At 65.4% G+C, this 17,484-nt stretch carries 17 protein-coding genes; 10 read left to right on the forward strand and 7 right to left on the reverse strand.

Annotation, left to right across the window (positions count from 1 at the left end):
• Window positions 1–3: 3 nt before the first annotated feature.
• Window positions 4–1,128, reverse strand: a complete 1,125-nt coding sequence (locus BM118_RS04975; RefSeq protein ID WP_177234023.1) for an autotransporter outer membrane beta-barrel domain-containing protein — start codon at window positions 1,126–1,128, stop codon at window positions 4–6.
• 379 nt (window positions 1,129–1,507) lie between these two features.
• Here BM118_RS04975 and BM118_RS04985 point away from each other — a divergent pair, with 379 nt between their 5' ends.
• Entirely contained in the window at window positions 1,508–1,714 is a 207-nt protein-coding gene (locus tag BM118_RS04985; protein ID WP_008129967.1) for a cold-shock protein, read from the forward strand.
• 86 nt (window positions 1,715–1,800) lie between these two features.
• Here the strand turns inward: BM118_RS04985 and purN are convergent, their stop codons facing one another.
• Entirely contained in the window at window positions 1,801–2,454 is a 654-nt protein-coding gene (gene purN, locus BM118_RS04990; RefSeq protein ID WP_177234024.1) for a phosphoribosylglycinamide formyltransferase, read from the reverse strand.
• Window positions 2,454–3,527, reverse strand: a complete 1,074-nt coding sequence (gene purM / locus BM118_RS04995; RefSeq protein WP_092182767.1) for a phosphoribosylformylglycinamidine cyclo-ligase — start codon at window positions 3,525–3,527, stop codon at window positions 2,454–2,456. Before purM ends, purN begins: the two co-directional genes overlap by 1 nt.
• Before the next feature lie 155 nt (window positions 3,528–3,682).
• Here purM and BM118_RS05000 point away from each other — a divergent pair, with 155 nt between their 5' ends.
• The 4 genes from BM118_RS05000 to ppx all read left to right on the forward strand — a co-directional run bounded on the left by BM118_RS05000 (window position 3,683) and on the right by ppx (window position 8,838).
• Window positions 3,683–4,225, forward strand: coding sequence for a CDP-alcohol phosphatidyltransferase family protein (locus BM118_RS05000; protein WP_027542953.1), 543 nt, complete (start codon window positions 3,683–3,685; stop codon window positions 4,223–4,225).
• A gap of 91 nt (window positions 4,226–4,316) precedes the next feature.
• The gene (locus tag BM118_RS05005; RefSeq protein ID WP_092182769.1) at window positions 4,317–4,994 is read left to right on the forward strand and encodes a P-loop NTPase family protein; all 678 of its coding nucleotides are present in this window, start codon (window positions 4,317–4,319) and stop codon (window positions 4,992–4,994) included.
• A 139-nt stretch (window positions 4,995–5,133) separates the two neighbouring features.
• Window positions 5,134–7,323 carry an RNA degradosome polyphosphate kinase gene (locus BM118_RS05010; protein ID WP_177234135.1) on the forward strand — a complete coding sequence of 730 codons (2,190 nt, stop codon included), beginning with the start codon at window positions 5,134–5,136 and terminating at the stop codon, window positions 7,321–7,323.
• 12 nt (window positions 7,324–7,335) lie between these two features.
• Entirely contained in the window at window positions 7,336–8,838 is a 1,503-nt protein-coding gene (gene ppx / locus BM118_RS05015) for an exopolyphosphatase (protein WP_092182771.1), read from the forward strand.
• 38 nt (window positions 8,839–8,876) lie between these two features.
• Here the strand turns inward: ppx and BM118_RS05020 are convergent, their stop codons facing one another.
• From BM118_RS05020 to BM118_RS05030, 3 genes are read right to left on the reverse strand one after another with little or no spacing between them, the layout of a single operon-like run.
• On the reverse strand, window positions 8,877–10,256 hold the full coding sequence (locus tag BM118_RS05020) for a sensor histidine kinase (RefSeq protein ID WP_092182773.1): 1,380 nt from the start codon (window positions 10,254–10,256) through the stop codon (window positions 8,877–8,879).
• Window positions 10,253–10,918 carry a response regulator transcription factor gene (locus tag BM118_RS05025; protein WP_092182775.1) on the reverse strand — a complete coding sequence of 222 codons (666 nt, stop codon included), beginning with the start codon at window positions 10,916–10,918 and terminating at the stop codon, window positions 10,253–10,255. The genes BM118_RS05020 and BM118_RS05025 overlap by 4 nt, the downstream gene beginning before the upstream one ends.
• Complete coding sequence (locus BM118_RS05030; RefSeq protein WP_092182777.1) at window positions 10,918–11,244, reverse strand: PepSY domain-containing protein; 327 nt, start codon at window positions 11,242–11,244, stop codon at window positions 10,918–10,920. Before BM118_RS05030 ends, BM118_RS05025 begins: the two co-directional genes overlap by 1 nt.
• A gap of 133 nt (window positions 11,245–11,377) precedes the next feature.
• On the opposite strand from BM118_RS05030, the gene BM118_RS05035 reads away from it, so the two are divergent.
• Window positions 11,378–11,653 (forward strand): PepSY domain-containing protein, encoded by a 276-nt coding sequence (locus tag BM118_RS05035; protein WP_092182779.1) that lies wholly within the window; start codon window positions 11,378–11,380, stop codon window positions 11,651–11,653.
• Window positions 11,654–11,664: 11 nt separating this feature from the next.
• Window positions 11,665–12,228, forward strand: coding sequence for a cytochrome b/b6 domain-containing protein (locus tag BM118_RS05040; RefSeq protein WP_092182781.1), 564 nt, complete (start codon window positions 11,665–11,667; stop codon window positions 12,226–12,228).
• Between the two features lie 41 nt (window positions 12,229–12,269).
• On the opposite strand, the gene BM118_RS41200 is transcribed toward BM118_RS05040, so the two are convergent.
• Window positions 12,270–12,743: a hypothetical protein gene (locus BM118_RS41200; RefSeq protein ID WP_177233890.1), complete on the reverse strand. Its 474-nt coding sequence runs from the start codon at window positions 12,741–12,743 to the stop codon at window positions 12,270–12,272.
• A 318-nt stretch (window positions 12,744–13,061) separates the two neighbouring features.
• Between BM118_RS41200 and BM118_RS05045 the strand changes: the two genes are divergently transcribed.
• Genes BM118_RS05045 through BM118_RS05055 form a run of 3 tightly spaced genes read left to right on the forward strand, consistent with a single transcriptional unit; the run spans window position 13,062 to window position 17,479 of the window.
• Window positions 13,062–14,096, forward strand: coding sequence for an efflux RND transporter periplasmic adaptor subunit (locus tag BM118_RS05045; RefSeq protein WP_244550109.1), 1,035 nt, complete (start codon window positions 13,062–13,064; stop codon window positions 14,094–14,096).
• Entirely contained in the window at window positions 14,097–17,171 is a 3,075-nt protein-coding gene (locus BM118_RS05050; protein ID WP_092182785.1) for an efflux RND transporter permease subunit, read from the forward strand.
• The gene (locus tag BM118_RS05055; RefSeq protein ID WP_092182787.1) at window positions 17,168–17,479 is read left to right on the forward strand and encodes a DUF3240 family protein; all 312 of its coding nucleotides are present in this window, start codon (window positions 17,168–17,170) and stop codon (window positions 17,477–17,479) included. Before BM118_RS05050 ends, BM118_RS05055 begins: the two co-directional genes overlap by 4 nt.
• The last annotated feature ends 5 nt before the right edge of the window (window positions 17,480–17,484 follow it).

Here is a 17,484-nt window from a genome sequence, read left to right on the forward strand (position 1 = left end):
CGCTCACCACCGATATTCGAAGCCGACCGTGCCCTGGTGCGAGGTGAGCTCGTTGCGGAACTTGCCGTCGTAATTGATGTAGAGCCGCGCGGTGTTGGTCAGGCTGAGCGAGGCGGAGGCGCCGGCATCCATGCCGTAGCGGCTCTCGCCGATGCCGGGCACGACGATGCTCTGGGTCCCCAGGCTGACCTGGACCGAGCCGAGGTTCTGATAAAAATTGTCGACGAACTTGCCGTAGGCCGAGAGATCCAGAATCTTCTGGCCGAAGATGAAGTAGCGCCCGACCTCGGCCCCGATCATGACACGCGCGCGCGAGAGCGCCGTCGAGCCGACGTTGAGCGGATCGAGGCCGCCGGCCTCCTGGAATGCCGCACTGGTGGCGCGGACATATTCGAGCGCGCCCTTGGGCACGACGCGCATCTGATCCTTGGTCCAGTAGTAGCTGATCTCCGTCAGCGCGCCGTCGACCGCGGCACGATAGCCGGCGGTGGCAAGGCCAAAGCCGGTATCCCTGCTGGAACGGACCTTGCCGAAACCGTGCACCACCGCGAACGCCCAGGTCCACGGGCCCTTGTCGATGGAGCCGTTGAAGCCGAGCTGGGTCAGGTCGAGCGTTGCCGACTGGAGCGCGAGCGGCACGTCGATATCGGTGTGGCTCTGGTCGACGGAGAAGCCGATGTTGACGCCCGGCGCAAGCCGCGCACCGAAACCGGCGACGCCGCCAACGGTCTTGCGCTTGTCGCCGACGAAATCGCCCTGCGCATCGGTGCGGACCGAGATGCCATAACCCTCGAACCAGGTGCGGTAGCGCGGATCCTCCGTGCTCTCGGACGCGCCGCCACCGCCGGGATTCGTACGCAGCGATCGGTCGATGCCGCCCGAGGCCCGGTTGCCGAGCCGTTCCAGGAAGTTCGATCCGAGATCGAGCGTGGTCGCACTCGGCACCGGAATGGGAGTCGGTGATGGTATTGGCGTGGGTGTCGGCGTGGGCGTCGGGCTCTGTGCAAAGCCTGGCGTGGCCGCCGACATCATCGCGACCAACGCAACAGCCATCGCAATCGCTGCCCGGCGGACGCGGTCCACCCCGGTCGTCTGCCGTGTCCCTGAGGGCTGCGATGGGCAGCACATGACGACAAATCCCAAAGCAAATGGCGGCGCGCAAAAATGCAACACGAGCGGCGCACGTATGCCACGATTTGCGCCGAACTGTTACAGAGGGTCAACCGGCTCGGGCCTCCAGACAAGGGTGATTGCTCCCGATTGTGGTTCCGCGGCCACAGGTCGGAAATTGCAGGCGGGCACTTCCGGTTGGATCTTGAAATTTGCGCGCGGCTTGCTAACGCGCGATTTTCGTGTTGCAATATCGGACACAATCGGAATTGGCCGCTCGACTGTGCGTTTCGCGACATTGAGATTCAAGACTCGAACAGACTTCCGGAAGCCCGTTTGTGGCGTGGCACGCGAAAAGCGGCCGCGTCTTTTTTTTATCTAGCGGAGGAGACTAGCGATGCCGCAAAAGGGCACCGTCAAATGGTTCAACCCGACCAAGGGCTATGGGTTCATCAAGCCGAACGGCAGCGACAAGGACGTGTTCGTCCACATCTCCGCCGTCGAGCGTGCGGGACTCTCCACCCTCAACGAGAACCAGGTGGTTGAATACGACCTCGTGGAGAACCGCGGAAAGTCATCCGCGGAGAACCTCAAGGTCTCCTGATCTCTCGTCTCAGACGCGAGACATCACGACGTTGCCCCCGGCTCTGCCGGGGGATTTTGCTTGTGACGACGAGACGCGACGGCGCCTCAGCTCACCACTGGTGCAATGAGGAAATTCTCCGACGGCCCGCTGCCGGCCGTCTTGCAGACATCGCCCTCGATCTGGACCTTGCCGGTCGCCAGCAGCCGCAGCGCTTCCGGATAGATGCGGTGCTCGACCTCGAGGATGCGCTCCGACAGCGTGCCCGCCGTGTCGTGGTCGCTGACCGGAACTGCGCCCTGCATCACGATCGGGCCGGCATCGGTCTCGGGGATGACAAAGTGCACCGTCGCGCCAGACAGTTTCACGCCGGCGCGCAGGGCTTGGCCGTGCGGGTCGAGGCCGGGAAACGACGGCAGCAGCGAGGGATGGATGTTGAGCATCCGCCCGTACCAGGACTTGGTGAATTCGGCCGTAAACAGGCGCATGAAGCCGCCGAGGCAGATCAGCTCGATGCCGTGCTGATCGAGCGCGGCCTGCAGCACCGCCTCGAAGCCGGCGCGGTCCTTGCCGAACGGCTTGCTCTCGATCACCAGGGTCTTTACGCCGCCCGCCCTGGCCCGTTCGAGCCCGAGCGCGTCGGCCTTGTTCGAGATCACGAGCGAAATCTCCGCCGGAAAATCCGGCGCGGCGGCAGCCCTGATCAGGGCCGACATGTTGGAGCCGCGGCCGGAGATCAGAATGGCGACGCGACGCTTCATCACAGCGCCAGGTCGAGGTGGCCGTTATAGACCACGCGGTGCTCGCCCTCGGCCGGGATCACGGTGCCGAGCTGCGCCACGGTCTCGCCCGCGTCGGTGAAGACCTCGATCACCTTGTCGACCTTGTCCGGCTCGACGATGGCGATCATGCCGATGCCGCAGTTGAAGGTGCGCAGCATTTCGAGCTCGGCGATGCCGGCCTGCGCGGCCAGCCATTTGAACACCGGCAGCACCGGCAGGCGCGCCAGATCGATGCCGACGCCAAGAGTCTTCGGCAGCACGCGGGGAATGTTGTCGGTGAAGCCGCCGCCGGTGATGTGGGCGAGCCCCTTCACCGCGCCGGTCTCGCGGATCGCGCGCAGGCAGGATTTGACGTAGAGCCGCGTCGGCGTCAGCAACGCGCCGCCGAGCGTCATGACGGGCGCGAACGGCGCCGGCGCCTCGAAGCCGAGGCCGGACTGCTCGACGATCTTGCGCACCAGCGAGAAGCCGTTGGAGTGCACGCCCGACGAGGCGAGACCGATCACGGCGTCGCCGGCGGCGATGTCCTTGCGCGGCAACAGCGTACCGCGCTCGGCGGCGCCGACGGCAAAGCCGCCAAGGTCATAGTCGCCGTCCTTGTAGAGGCCGGGCATCTCGGCGGTTTCGCCGCCGATCAGGGCGCAGCCGGATTCCCGGCAGCCTTCGGCGACACCCGCGACGATCGCAGCCGTGGCCTCGGGGTCGAGCTTGCCGCAGGCGAAATAGTCGAGAAAGAACAACGGCTCGGCGCCCTGCACCACGAGGTCGTTGACGCTCATGGCGACGAGGTCGATGCCGATCCCGCCATGCAGGCCGGTCTCGATCGCGATCTTGACCTTGGTTCCGACGCCGTCGGTGGCGGCGACCAGGACGGGATCCCGGAAACCGGCCGCCTTGAGGTCGAACAGGCCGCCAAAGCCGCCGATCTCGGCGTCGGCGCCGGGCCGCGCGGTGGCGCGCACCATCGGCTTGATCAGATCGACCAGGCGGTTGCCCGCGTCGATATCGACGCCTGAATCGGCGTAAGTGAGGCCGTTTTTGCGGTCGGTCATGCCCGATTTCCAGTGGGTTTGCGGCTGGTTACGTCGAATTCCGGGGACGCGCAATGGCTCGCATGGCGCTCGGCGCCATACTATGTAGATATCAACGGGTTCAGGCTTCAAAGAGGCCGGGATTCGAGGTCAGGCCGGGTGCCGGGAAGCGCCGCGTGAGTATTCCGAACATCATTACCCTGGGCCGCATCATGCTGGTCCCGATCATCGTCTGGGCCATCGTGTCGAGCCAAATGGAGGTGGCGTTCGCCGTCTTCCTGATTGCCGGGATCAGCGATGCCGTGGACGGCTTCCTCGCCAAGCGCTTCAACATGACAAGCGAGCTCGGCGCCTTGCTCGATCCGCTCGCGGACAAGGCGCTGCTGGTCTCGATCTATATGTCGCTCGGCATCTGGGGCGCGATTCCGCGCTGGATCGTGATCCTGGTGGTATCCCGCGACATCATGATCGTCGCCGCCGTGATCGTGTCCTGGCTGTTCGACCGGCCCGTCGAGATGAAGCCGTCGAAAGTGTCGAAGCTCAACACGGTCGCCCAGGTGGCATTCGCAGCGCTGGTGCTGGCCGCGCTTGCCTTCGGTTTCAAGCCGGCGCCCTATGATATTATCCTGATGGGTCTCGTCACGATCTTCACGCTCTCCTCCGTGTCGCTCTATCTCGTCGAGTGGGTGCGGCACATGAGCACGATCGAGGCCAAATGAGCGCGAACCGGCCCCGCAAAGGGCCAACTCACGCCCGATAGGTCGAATCTTTCAACCGAGGCCGGCCCGTCCGGCATGGAGCAAAGCAAGCGTGGCAGGCCGCGTTCACCCCCGACAATTGGCGTTCTCGCTTCCGCACGCGGAGAGCCTCAGCCGGGACAATTTCCTCGAAGGCCCGGCCAACGCCGCTGGCCTTGCCTTGATCGACGGCTGGCCGGAATGGCCGAACCGGATCATGTGGCTGGCCGGCCCCGAAGGCAGCGGCAAGAGCCATCTCGCCGCGATCTGGGCCGAGGAGGCCGGCGCCCGCTCGACCACGGCCAATGCGTTGACCGCCGCAGGCGTTCCCGGTGCGCTCGCCACCGGCGCGCTGGTGGTCGAGGATCTCAAGGCCAAGGACTTTGACGAGCGCGCCCTCTTCCACCTGATGAACCTCGCCCGTGAGGACGGCGCCTATGTTCTGTTCACCGGGCGCGAGGTGCCGGCTTCGCTGGACATCGAGCTCCGCGACCTGCGCTCGCGGCTGCGCGCCGTACCGGTGGTCACGCTGCTGCCCCCCGACGACCAGCTCTTCCGTGGCCTGATCGTCAAATTCTGCGCCGACCGCCAGCTCACCGTGGACGAGAGCGTGGTGAGCTACCTCGCCACGCGCCTGGAGCGATCCTCGGCCGCCGCCCGGCAGGCCGTAGGACTGCTCGACAGCGAGGCCCTGCGGCTCGGCCGCCCCGTGACCCGGGCGCTGGCCGCCGAGCTGCTCCGGGACGCTTGACCCCACCCCTCCCAACGCCGCTTGACGGCGCGGAACGGCGGAACATCAATGTCATCGAAACGTCATCGCCCTAACACATGCTCCCGCCGGTTTTGCGCGTAAGTCGCAAATTGGGGCAAACTGGATGGACCGACTTCTCATGGACTCCGCTCAAGCTATTGAAATAAAAGAAAAAGACGCGGAAGCCGAAAGCCTGCCGGCGATCGCCTCAAGCCCCGAGCGATTCATCAACCGCGAGCTCTCCTGGCTGCATTTCAACCGCCGCGTCCTGGAGGAATCGGTCAATCCCAGCCATCCCGTGCTGGAGCGGGTGCGATTCCTGTCGATTTCCGCCAATAACCTCGACGAATTCTTCATGGTCCGCGTCGCCGGCATCAAGGCCCAGGTGCGCGAGGGCATTGCCGAGCGCAGCCCCGACGGCCTGACGCCGTCCGAGCAGCTCGCGCTAATCAACCGCACCGTCTCCCCTCTTGCCTCGGACCAGCAGGCGATCTGGCGCGACCTGCGCGCCGCGCTGGCCGATGTCGGCATCGTGCTGGTGGACGGCAAGGAGGTCACCAAGGCGGAGCGGACCTGGATCGAGGACTACTTTCTCAACAACGTGTTCCCGCTGCTGACGCCGCTCGCGATCGACCCGGCCCACCCCTTCCCGTTCATCCCGAGCCTCGGCTTCACCATCGCGCTCCAGCTCACGCGCGCCGCCGACGGCAAGCAGATGAACGCGCTGATCCGCATGCCCGGCAAGATCGACCGCTTCATTCGCCTGCCGGCGGAGGGCACGGTGCGGCTGATCTCGCTGGAACAGGCGACCGCCCTGTTCATCAACCGCCTGTTCCCCGGCTACAATCTGCACGGCCAGGGCGCCTTCCGCATCATCCGCGACTCCGAGCTCGAAATCGAGGAAGAGGCCGAGGACCTCGTTCGCCTGTTCGAGACCGCGCTGAAGCGCCGCCGCCGCGGATCGGTGATCCGGCTCGAGATCGACGCCAAGATGCCGGAGCAGCTGCGCAGCTTCGTGCAACATGCCCTCTCCGCCGCCGATGACGAAGTATTCCTGGTCGACGGCGTGCTGGCGATGAACGAGCTCTCGCAGCTCACCCGCCTCGACCGGCCCGACCTCGAATTCACCCCCTACGTGCCACGCCATCCCGAGCGCGTGCGCGAGCATGGCGGCGACATCTTTGCCGCGATCCGGCAGAAGGACCTCGTCGTCCATCACCCCTACGAATCCTTCGACGTGGTGGTGCAGTTCCTCCAGCAGGCGACGCGCGACCCGGATGTGGTCGCGATCAAGCAGACGCTCTACCGCACCTCCAACAACTCGCCGATCGTACGCGCGCTCGCCGAAGCCGCCGAGGCCGGCAAGTCCGTCACCGCGCTGATCGAGCTGAAGGCGCGCTTCGACGAGGAGGCCAACATCCGCTGGGCGCGTGACCTCGAACGCGCCGGCGTGCAGGTCGTCTACGGCTTCCTCGAACTGAAGACGCACGCAAAACTCTCGATGGTGGTGCGCCGCGAGGGCGGCAGCCTCACGACCTACGTCCACACCGGCACCGGCAATTATCACCCGGTGACCGCGCGCATCTACACCGACCTCTCCTACTTCACCTCGGAGCCGACCATCGGCCGCGACGCCGCGCGCGTCTTCAACTTCATCACCGGCTATGCCGCGCCGAGCGACCTGGAAAAGATGGCGGTGTCGCCGCTGACCTTGCGCAAGCGCATCATCGAGCACATCCAGGGCGAGACCGCGCATGCGCGGCATGGCCGCCCCGGCGCGGTCTGGATGAAGATGAACGCGCTGGTCGACCCCGACATCATCGACGCGCTCTACGAGGCCTCGCAGGCCGGCGTCCAGGTCGAGCTCGTGGTGCGCGGCATCTGTTGCCTCAGGCCCGGCATTCCCGGCCTGTCGGAGAACATCCGCGTCAAGTCGATCATCGGGCGCTTCCTGGAACACGGCCGAATCTACTGCTTCGGCATGGGCCAGGGGCTGCCGAGCGCGAAAGCGGCTGTGTATATCTCCTCGGCCGACATGATGCCGCGCAACCTCGATCGCCGCGTCGAGGTGCTGTGTCCGCTGCAAAATCCCACGGTGCATCAGCAGGTTCTCGAACAGATCATGGTCGCGAATCTCAAGGACAATGAGCAAAGCTGGCAATTGTTGCCGGATGGGTCCTCAACGCGTATGAAGGCCGCGAAGGGCGAGGAGCCTTTCAACGTCCACAACTACTTCATGACAAATCCGAGTCTGTCTGGCCGTGGAAAGTCGCTCAAGGAATCCTCGCCGCGCCGTCTCACGCGCCGGAACGAACGCCATCAATCCTGATCGGGCGACGACGTGACCCGGCCGCGCAAGCGCGGCTCGAGCGTCGCGGTCATCGACATCGGTTCCAACTCGGTCCGTCTCGTCGTCTACGAGGGACTGACGCGGAGCCTCATTCCGATCTTCAACGAGAAGACGCTGTGCGGCCTCGGGCGCGAGGTGCAGAGCACGGGCCTGCTAGCGCCCGACGCCGTCGACAAGGCGCTGACCTCGCTGAAGCGGTTCCGCGCGCTGTGCCGCGTAATGCAGGTCGGACGCGTGTTCGCGATCGCGACCGCCGCCTGCCGCGACGCCTCCAACGGCCCCGACTTCATCGCCAAGGCCGAGCGCATCTGCGCCGTCAAGATCGAGATCCTGTCGGGCCCGCGCGAAGCGCGGCTGTCGGCGCTCGGCGTGATCTCCGGCATCCACCACCCCGACGGCATCGTCGGCGACCTCGGCGGCGGCTCGCTCGAGTTGATCGACGTGCGCAGGAACAGCGTGCGCAGCGGCGTGACCCTGCCGCTCGGCGGGCTCGCGCTTCAGGACCTCGCGCACAAATCGCTCAAGCGCGCCGACCGTATCGTGCGCGAGGAGCTCGACGAGGTGCCGCAGCTCAAGGCGGGTAGCGGCCGCACATTCTACGCCGTCGGCGGCACCTGGCGCGCGCTCGCGCGCATCCACATCATCCAGAGCGGCTATCCGCTCCAGGTGATGCACGGCTATTCCATCTCCGCGGCCGAGGCGCTCGACTTTTCGCGTCGCCTCCGCCGTCTCGCGGCCGCCGACATGCTCGCCGACATCGAGATCGTCGCCGATGCGCGGCGCCCGCTCCTCACCTATGCGGCGCTGGTGCTCGAGCACATCATCCGCGTGGCGAAGCCCAAGACCATCGTGTTCTCGACCTTCGGCGTGCGGGAGGGCCTGCTGCACGAGAAGCTGCCGGAGACCGAGCGCAACAAGGACGGGCTGATCTGCGCAGCCGAAGAGCTCAACCAGCTGCTGTCGCGCTCGGCCAAGCACGCCCGCGAGCTGATCGCCTGGACCGATCGCCTGGCGCGCGTGGTGAAGCTGCGCGAGACGGAAGAAGACCGCCGCTTGCGCCACACCGCCTGCCTGCTCTCCGACATCGGCTGGCGCGTGCATCCCGATCACCGCGGCGAGCAAACGCTGAGCCTCGTCGTCAACGGCAATTTCGGCGCGATCACCCACACCGAGCGCGCCTTCGTCGGCCTGTCCGTGTTCTATCGCTATGCGGGCCTCAGTGAGGAAAACCAGCCGCCGGCCACCATGCAGGAGTTGCTGACGCCGGCCCAGCTCGACCGCGCCCGCCTGCTCGGCGCGGCATTCCGCGTTGCGCATCTGATCTCGGCGGCACGGCCAGGCGTGCTGCCCGCCACCCATTTCCGCAGCCAGGGCCGCAAATTGATGCTGGTGTTCGAGCACCGTCTCGGCGACATCGTCGCCGACCGCGTCGGCAGCCGCTTCCGCCAGCTCGCCCGCCTGGTCAACCGGGCCGGCTCGATCGTGCGGCGCTGACAAACAAGGACAGTGCGTCGAGCGAGCGGCCGGGGTCTTCAACCAGCAGCAGCCGTTCGATCGCGGCTGCCCTCTGGCGCGATGACGGCTTTCAGTCCGCCGAGTTCGGAATCGGTGAGGACAAGCTGCCATCCATAGGCACTGAGCACGTCCTGAACGATCGCGAGGCCGAGGCCGGCACCTTCGCCGCGCTCATCCAGCCTCGCACCGCGTTTGAGCACGCGTGCGCGCTCGGCGGCCGCGATGCCCGGACCGTCGTCCTCGACCGTGATCGCCGGGTCCGCAATGGCATTCGCGCCAATGCGCACCTGGCTCTTGGCGTGACGGGCGGCATTTTCCAGGAGATTGCCCAGCACTTCGGCCAGATCCGTGCGATCGAGCGGCACGCTCGGTTCGCCCGTTATGCAGGCCTTGAATTCAAGCCGCTGCGCAGTGGGCGTGCGCGCGAGCGTCAGTATCAGGGACTCGACAAGCGGTCTGAGGGGCGTGGAGATACCGCCGCGCTGTCGTGCCGTGCCCCGCGCCCGGGCGCGCGCCAGCTCGCGGTCGACATGACGGCTCATCGCATCGGCGACAGCTTCGATGGCCTTGGCAACGTCCTGCTCACCTCGTTGACGCAAAAGCGCGACGTCGGCCGCGAGCGCGGCGAGCGGCGTCTTCAGCCCATGGGCCAAGTCAGCGGCGCGGCTGCGCGAACGCTCGATCTCGCCTTCCTGGGCGTCGATCAGATTGTTCACCTCTTCCACCAGCGGCTTCACCTCGGCAGGGACGTCGACGGGGAGATGCTTGCGTTGGCCTGAGCGGACGTCGGCGACGCCGCGGCGAAGTGCATCGAGCGGACGTAGGCCCATTCCGACCTGGACCGAGGTGGCCGCCGCCAGCACCAGGCCAAGCAGGCCGAGCGCCAGCGCCAGATCCCTGGCGAATTGCGAGGCGGCGACCGACACGCGGGCAAGATCGGCCGCCACCGCGACGTGCACCGGAACGCGGCGGTCGCCCACGGTGAGCAGCACGCGGCGTTCACTGGCCAGGAGCCGCGCGTTCGCCGGCCCAGGGATGACGTGACGGTGCAATTCGCGAGGCGACGGCTCATCCTGCGGCAGGTCCAACGCCGTGTCCCACAGCGAACGCGAACGCAGCACCTGACCGCCGTCGTCCGATACCTGCCAGTACAAGCCCGAAAGGGGATCGGCAAAACGCGGATCCGCCGGCGGTCGGCCCACCACCAACTTGCCCTGGGCATCGACGTCGATACCCGCGACGAGTTGCTTCAAATAGATGTCGAGGTCGTTGCCGATTGTGCGCGTGACGTGGCGCTCGAACAGCAGCGTCAGCCCGGCGCCGGATATGGTCAGCGCAACCAGGATTGCCACCACTCCGCCGGCCACCAGTCGCAGCCGCAACGAGCCCCAGCTCACGGCGTCGTCTCCGATATCAGATAGCCGAAGCCGCGCCTGGTCTCGATCAGATCCGCGCCGAGCTTCTTGCGCACCCGGCCGACCAGCACCTCGAGCGCGTTCGACTCGTGGTCCTCGCCGTGGCCATAGACGTTTTCGTCGAGCTCGTGCTGCGACACCACACGGCCGCGGTGGTGCAAGAGAAAGGCGATCAGGCGATATTCCAACGGCGACAACGCGACGGGTGCGCCGCGCAGCGTCACCTTCATCTGACGCTCGTCGAGTTCGACGTCGCCAGCGACGATCCGTGAGGAGGCATGGCCCGCCGAGCGGCGCACGATCGAGCGCAACCGCGCCAGCAGCTCCTCCATGCGGAACGGCTTGGGCAGGTAATCGTCGGCGCCCGCGTCGATACCATCGACGCGCTCGGCCCAGCTGCCGCGCGCCGTCAGGATCAGCACCGGCATGGACCGTCCGTTCGCGCGCCAGCGCTTGAGCACCGCCAGGCCGTCCATGTCGGGCAAGCCGAGATCGAGGATGACGGCACCGTAGCCCTCGGTATCACCGCGGAACCAGGCTTCCTCGCCGTTGCGGACGGTCTCGACCACATAGCCGGCCGCTTGTAACGCCCTCTCCACATCGGCCGCGATCCGTCGGTCGTCCTCCACGAGCAGCAGGCGCATCACTTCTCCTTGATGCGTTCGATCTCGCCGCTGCGCGCATCGACGTACACCTCGTAGAGGCGGCCCTTGTCGTCGACGACGCGAAACTCGTAGATCCAGCGGCCACGCTCGCGCTCTATCTCCACGCCGGCAACCTCACCCGGCAGCTTGCCACGAATAGATGCGAGAATGTCGGCGAGTGGCTTGATCTCGCCCGCCTCGACTGCGCGGCGAACCGCGTCGGGCGCGCCTTTATCGTGGCCGCCAGCTGCGGCAGGCACCGGCGCGAGCAGGACGCCTGCCAGCAATGGCACCGCGAGGAATCCCAAGAAGCTGGCGGGTTGCATTCACAAAGAATGCCCTAATCGACCTGACAGAACGCTGACGTGGATCAACAGGTGGCCGTTAGGGCCCTTCTGCCAGTGTCCGTACATCGCCTCGCCGCATGACGCGGCCTGGCGCCACAAGCCGGAGAGAACCATGCGCAAGATCACCATCTTCACCGCTACCGCCGCTTTGCTCGCAACTGCCGCGACCGCTCATGCCGGCAGCCTCGGGCGTCCCTGCACTGCAGCGCCGCAGACAAGCTGGCTGCCGCTCGAACAACTGCAGGCCAAGGTCGAAGCCCAAGGCTACAAAGTTCAGAAAGCCAAGCTCAAGAATGCCTGTGGCGAACTCTACACCATCGACAAGTCCGGCGGCCGGGTCGAATTGTTCGTCGATCCGACCAGCGGCCAGATCGTCGGTCAGCTGTAAGAGGCCGCACCATGAGCGCCATTCACGACGCGATCGTGGCCGGCGGCGAGAAGCCGCCGGCCACCGTCAAGGTCTGGGACCCCTTTGTGCGCGTGTTCCATTGGTCGCTGGCCGGGCTGTTTCTGCTCGCTTACGCGACCGGTGACGAGATCGAGAATGTCCATATCGCCGCCGGCTACACGATTGCGGGGTTGCTCGCGCTACGGATCGTGTGGGGCTTCGTGGGGTCGCGCCATGCGCGCTTCAGCGACTTCGTGCGCTCGCCGCGCGCGGTGCTCGCCTACATGCGCGACGTGGCGCTGCTGAGGGCGCCACGCTATCTCGGCCACAATCCTGCCGGCGGCGCGATGGTCGTGGCGCTGATCGTCATGCTGATCGGCACCTGTACCACCGGTTACATGATGACGACCGGCAGCTTCTGGGGAGCAAAATGGGTGGAAGAGGTCCATGAGGCGTTCGCCAACCTCACGATCGGCCTCGTCGTCGTCCATGTGCTTGGCGTCCTCGTGGCGAGCTTCGAGCACCGCGAGAGCCTGGTGAAGGCGATGATCACGGGGAGGAAGCGTCCATCGTGAGCGAGCCACGGGATGTCCCGGCACGAAAGGCTCTCAAACGCTCATCTGCCGACAAATCGGCTTCCGTTCCACCACAGCGTGCGGCCCGTGCCCCTCCCATCCACAACTTCAACGACGGCCTGATCGTGGGACGAAGACAGCCGAACGTCATAAGCGCGCACGGAAAGCACACGTCTGTAACGTCCGCTTTTCGAGACATACACCTCGTGCAGGCATCCTGCGGACCCGCAATAAACTGCCCTGTTGCGGCAACGAAAATCGTCAAAATGGAGAGCCAGGAATTGAGCGCCCGGCACGGTCAGATAGAGAGCAAAGCGTTGGGCAGCGGCGATTGGAGCGCCGCACGCGGCATCCCATTTCCGCACGTCCGCTCGGATTTCAGGCGGCAGCATTTCGATGTGCGCAGAACTCCAGGGGTCTTGCGCCGTTCCGCTATGGGAGAGTGCCGGCTGCAAGAACCCAACCAGCGCGACGAAGCCGGTTGCCAGGATCGACGCGAATGTTGTTGGTCTCACGGCCGCCTCTCCCAAGGATGCAAAGCCAGCCTAGCTTCCCGGGCTGGGACGGAATTGAGCAAGATCAACCGAAGCCCTCCCCGGACGGCGAGCAGCCTTCCAAAGTGGCGGGCCCGCTTGAGCCGCTTGAGACAGATCAACGCCCCAACGCGCTGGTGGGTTAAGCGAAACCTGCGATCGAACAGCGCTTCGCTCGCCGGCGAATGCGGGACATTCCTCATGCGAGTCCGCCACGGACCTCTCCTTCTCACCTTCTCTGGCGGCGCGCTCGCTCGTACGCTCATCGCCGTTGCATTGAGCTTGTTACCTTCCGTGTCGATGGCACAGGACGAGGTGAAGCTCAGCGATGCGCAGGCGCGCAATCTCGGGGTGCGCGTGACCCATCCAGTCGCGAGCCGGACCGACCTGACGCTGCCCTATCCCGTCCAGATCATGATCCCCACGCAGCAATTGTGGGTCGTCAGCGCGCCGGTGGCCGGCATGGTCGCCAATCTCCTGGTCGGGCGTGGTGACCGCGTCACGGCCGGCCAGCCGTTGGTCACGCTGGAGAGTCCGAGCTTCGTCTCCCAGCAACGCGACTATCTGCACGCGATCGCACAGGAGCATCTCGCCAACCAGCAGCTCAATCGGAACGCGGATCTGTTCGAGGGCAAGGCCGTGCCGCAACGCGTGCTGGAGGCCAGCCAGGCCGAAGCGCGCCAGGCCGCTCTCGTCGTCGCCGAACGGCGCCAGATGCTGCATCTGAGCGGAATGTCCGACGATGCAATCTCCCGGCTGGCGCAGCAAGCGGCAATCAGCGGGACGCTCACGGTCAATGCGCCGCAAGCCGCATCCGCGGTCGAGGTCGCGGTATCGCCAGGGCAGCGGCTCGAACAATCCGCCCCGCTCGTCAAGCTGGCGCGGCTCTCACCGCTATGGGCGGAAATTGCGGTTCCTGCCGCCAATATTCGGGCGATCCGCACCGGCGCGAAAGTCGAGCTCGAGGGTTATTCCACTCCGGGCAAGGTCGTGCTGGTCTCCGAGACCATCGACCCTGCCACCCAGACCATTCTGGTTCGCGCGGAGGTACCCAACGACGGAGAGCTGCATCCCGGCCAGACGACCGTTGCCCGCATCGGCTTTCTCTCTGCCGGCGAAAGCGCCTGGGAGATCCCTTACAGCGGGCTGGTCCGGCGGGGCGAGCAAACGTCGGTCTTCGTCGCCTTCGACGGCGGCTTCCGTCTGATCCCGGTCAAGCTGCTTGCGGAGGATCAGGACCATGTCGTGGTGGCGGGCGCCGTCACGGACCTGGACGAGATCGCGATCGGCGGCATCTCGGCGCTTCGCGGCATTCTCTCGGGACTGGGGCAATAGATGCTCCGCCGCCTGGTTGCCTTCGCGCTTTCGCAGCGATTGTTCGTCATGCTGAGTGTGTTGCTGCTGGTCGGCGCCGGAGCCATCCTGCTGCCCGGCCTGCCGATCGACGCGTTTCCCGACGTCTCGCCGGTTCAGGTGAAGATCATCATGAAAGCGCCGGGCCTGACCCCCGAAGAGGTCGAGCAGCGCATCACCGTCCCCGTCGAGCTCGAACTGCTTGGATTGCCGAACAAGAAAGTCCTCCGTTCGACCACGAAATATGCACTGGCCGACATCACCGTCGATTTCGAAGACGGCACTGATATCTACTGGGCGCGCAACCAGGTATCGGAACGACTATCGAACATCTCGCGCGATTTCCCCGACGGGGTCAGCGGAGGTCTTGCCCCGATCACAAGTCCCCTCGGGGAGATGTTCATGTTCACGATCGACAGTCCCGAGCTCTCGCTTGCCGAGCGTCGGACCCTGCTCGATTGGGTGATCCGTCCCGCCCTGCGGACAGTCTCCGGCGTTGCGGACGTCAATGCGCTCGGCGGTTATGTCCGCGCCTTCGAGATCGTGCCGCGTAACGATGCGCTTGCCGCCCGCGGCATTTCCTACGACCTGTTTCGCCGGGCCATCGAAGCCAACAGCCGCAACGATGGCGCCGGACGGGTGAACCAAGGCGAGGACAGCGCCTTGGTTCGGATCGAAGGCAGCATACGATCCATCGAAGACATCAAGGCCATCGTCGTTGACACCCGCGAGGGCGTGCCGATCCTGGTCAACGACGTCGCGAGCGTCAAAGTCGGGACGCTGACGCGCTATGGCGCAGTCACGTCGGACGGCCGCGGCGAAACCGTCGAGGGACTCGTCCTCGGCTTGCGCGGCGCCAACGCGGGACAGCTCGTCCGCGACGTGCGTGCCCGGCTTGCCGAGCTGCAACCCTCGCTGCCGAAAAGCGTTTCGATCAACGTGTTTTATGACCGCAGCCGCCTGGTCAACCGCGCCGTCGGCACCGTGGTGCGAGCACTTGGCGAGGCCACCGCCCTCGTCATCGTCCTTCTGCTGCTCTTCCTCGGCAACTGGCGAGCCTCGCTGGTGATCGCTCTCAGCCTGCCGCTGGCCATCGTCATCGCATTGATCGTCATGCGCGTGGTGGGAATGTCGGCCAACCTGATGAGCCTCGGCGGACTTGCGATCGCAATCGGCATGCTGATCGACGCGCTGGTCGTCGTGGTCGAGAACATCGTCGGCAACCTCAGCAAGCACGATCCGAACAAGGCTGTTCCGCTGATCCACCTGGTGTACCGTTCGGTTTGCGAAGTCCTCGAGCCGGTCGCCTCGGGCGTCCTCATTATCATCATCGTGTTCGTTCCCCTGCTCACGCTGCAGGGATTGGAGGGGAAGCTCTTCATCCCCGTCGCGCTGGCAATCATTTTCGCGCTCGCCGGTTCACTGCTGCTGGCGCTCACCGTGATCCCGGTCACGACCTCCTACGTGCTCAAGTCTGCGTCGCATCGCGATCCCTTGCTGATTCGTGCGGCGCAACGGGTCTACGCGCCTGCATTGGACTGGGCCCTGAGGAATGAGCGCAAGGTGATGGCTGCGGCGCTGATCGGCCTGGTCGCCGCGGGTTTCGCCTATACGAAGCTCGGCAAGACCTTCATGCCGACGATGGACGAAGGCGACGTCATCGTCAGCGTGGAGACGCTTCCTTCCGTCAACCTCGACGAGTCGCTTGCCATCAATGCAAGGCTCCAGAAAGCACTTCTGGCCGTACCGGACATTGCCGGCATCGTCGCCCGGACCGGGTCGGACGAGCTTGGCCTTGATCCCATGGGCCCCAACCAGACCGACACGTTCCTCGTGCTCAAGCCGGCTGCCGAGAGACAGACCGATAATCGCGAGGCCCTGCTGCAGAAGCTTCGCGAGATTCTCGTCGGCTTTCCCGGTATCTCGCTCAGCTTCACCCAGCCAATCGACATGCGCGTGCAGGAGATGATCAGCGGCGTGCGCGGTGACGTCGCCGTCAAGATCTTCGGCCCCGACATCGCCAGGCTGAACGAAACCGCGGCAAAGCTGTCGGCCATCCTGTCCAGCATCGACGGTGCCGAGGACGTCTACACCACGCTGAACGAAGGCGCTCAATATTACACCGTTGCCGTCAATCGCATGGAGGCCGGCCGCCTCGGCCTGACGGTGGATTCGATCGCAAACTCGCTCCGTACCCAAATCGAGGGGCGAATGATCGGGACCGCGCTCGAGGAGGGACGCCGCACACCGATTCTCGTCCGGGGCGGCACGACGACCAGGGAGGCGCCGACGCTGCTCGCGAGCCTGCCGCTGACGCTCGCGTCCGGACAGCACGTCGCGCTATCGCAGGTCGCCCGAATCCAGCGCATCGACGGGCCGGTGAAGATCGACCGCGAAGACGGCGCTCGAATGAGCGTGGTTCGCGCCAACATCCGGGGGCGCGACATGGTCGGCTTCGTCGAGGCGGCCCGCCAGAAGGTGACGAACGAACTCCCGCTCCCGAACGGCTACCGGCTGACGTGGGGCGGGCAGTTCGAGAACCAGCAACGCGCCGCCGCGCGCCTGTCGATCGTGGTGCCGGTCGCGATCGGTCTGATCTTCGTGCTGCTTTTCACCACATTCGGCTCCATCCGGCAGGCCTTGCTGGTGCTCGTCAACATTCCCTTTGCGCTGATCGGGGGCGTCTTCGCACTGGTCGTGACGGCTGAGTATCTGTCGGTGCCGGCCTCGGTCGGATTCATCGCGCTGCTCGGCATCGCCGTCCTCAATGGCGTCGTCCTGGTGTCCTATTTCAATCAACTCCGCGCCCACGGCCTGAGCGAGGATCGTATTGTCGTCGATGGCGCCATGCGCAGGCTTCGGCCAGTGCTGATGACCGCAAGCATCACGGCGCTTGGCTTGATCCCGCTGCTGTTCGCCTCCGGGCCGGGTTCCGAAGTACAGCGACCGCTCGCCGTCGTCGTGATCGGAGGGCTCTTGTCCTCCACCTTGCTCACCCTGATTCTCCTGCCGATCCTGTATCGCCGCTATGGCGGAACGTCGAAGGTGGCCAAATGACCGATCAGCCGGTCTGTCTGACGCTAATTGTGCCGCATCAGCTCCGCGACGAGGTGTTCGACTATCTCACCGAACAGAGCGACCTTCTTTCGGGATTCACGGCATCGCAAGGAGCCGGCCACGGCGCCGAAGTTCGATTGCATACGGCCGCCGAACGCGTGAAGGGCCACGCCGATCAGACCGCCGTGCAGATGATCCTCGGGCAGAGAGATGCCAGCGCCCTGCTCGACCGTCTGCGGGTTTCGTTTGCCAGAACCAAGCTCGTCTATTGGACGATGCCCGTGACGGAATTCGGCGCGATCGATTGAACCAA

This window comes from Bradyrhizobium sp. cf659, from assembly GCF_900113725.1.
Lineage (GTDB): Bacteria > Pseudomonadota > Alphaproteobacteria > Rhizobiales > Xanthobacteraceae > Bradyrhizobium.

Bases quoted from the DNA above. Each gene is read 5' to 3' on its own strand.
- BM118_RS04975 (WP_177234023.1), bottom strand. From the start codon at position 1,128: ATGTGCTGCCCATCGCAGCCCTCAGGGACACGGCAGACGACCGGGGTG.
- BM118_RS04985 (WP_008129967.1), top strand. From the start codon at position 1,508: ATGCCGCAAAAGGGCACCGTCAAATGGTTCAACCCGACCAAGGGCTAT.
- purN (WP_177234024.1), bottom strand. From the start codon at position 2,454: ATGAAGCGTCGCGTCGCCATTCTGATCTCCGGCCGCGGCTCCAACATG.
- purM (WP_092182767.1), bottom strand. From the start codon at position 3,527: ATGACCGACCGCAAAAACGGCCTCACTTACGCCGATTCAGGCGTCGAT.
- BM118_RS05010 (WP_177234135.1), top strand. From the start codon at position 5,134: ATGGACTCCGCTCAAGCTATTGAAATAAAAGAAAAAGACGCGGAAGCC.
- BM118_RS05025 (WP_092182775.1), bottom strand. From the start codon at position 10,918: ATGCGCCTGCTGCTCGTGGAGGACGACCGACGGATCGCGGCCGATGTG.
- BM118_RS05030 (WP_092182777.1), bottom strand. From the start codon at position 11,244: ATGCAACCCGCCAGCTTCTTGGGATTCCTCGCGGTGCCATTGCTGGCA.
- BM118_RS05035 (WP_092182779.1), top strand. From the start codon at position 11,378: ATGCGCAAGATCACCATCTTCACCGCTACCGCCGCTTTGCTCGCAACT.
- BM118_RS05040 (WP_092182781.1), top strand. From the start codon at position 11,665: ATGAGCGCCATTCACGACGCGATCGTGGCCGGCGGCGAGAAGCCGCCG.
- BM118_RS05045 (WP_244550109.1), top strand. From the start codon at position 13,062: ATGGCACAGGACGAGGTGAAGCTCAGCGATGCGCAGGCGCGCAATCTC.
- BM118_RS05050 (WP_092182785.1), top strand. From the start codon at position 14,097: ATGCTCCGCCGCCTGGTTGCCTTCGCGCTTTCGCAGCGATTGTTCGTC.
- BM118_RS05055 (WP_092182787.1), top strand. From the start codon at position 17,168: ATGACCGATCAGCCGGTCTGTCTGACGCTAATTGTGCCGCATCAGCTC.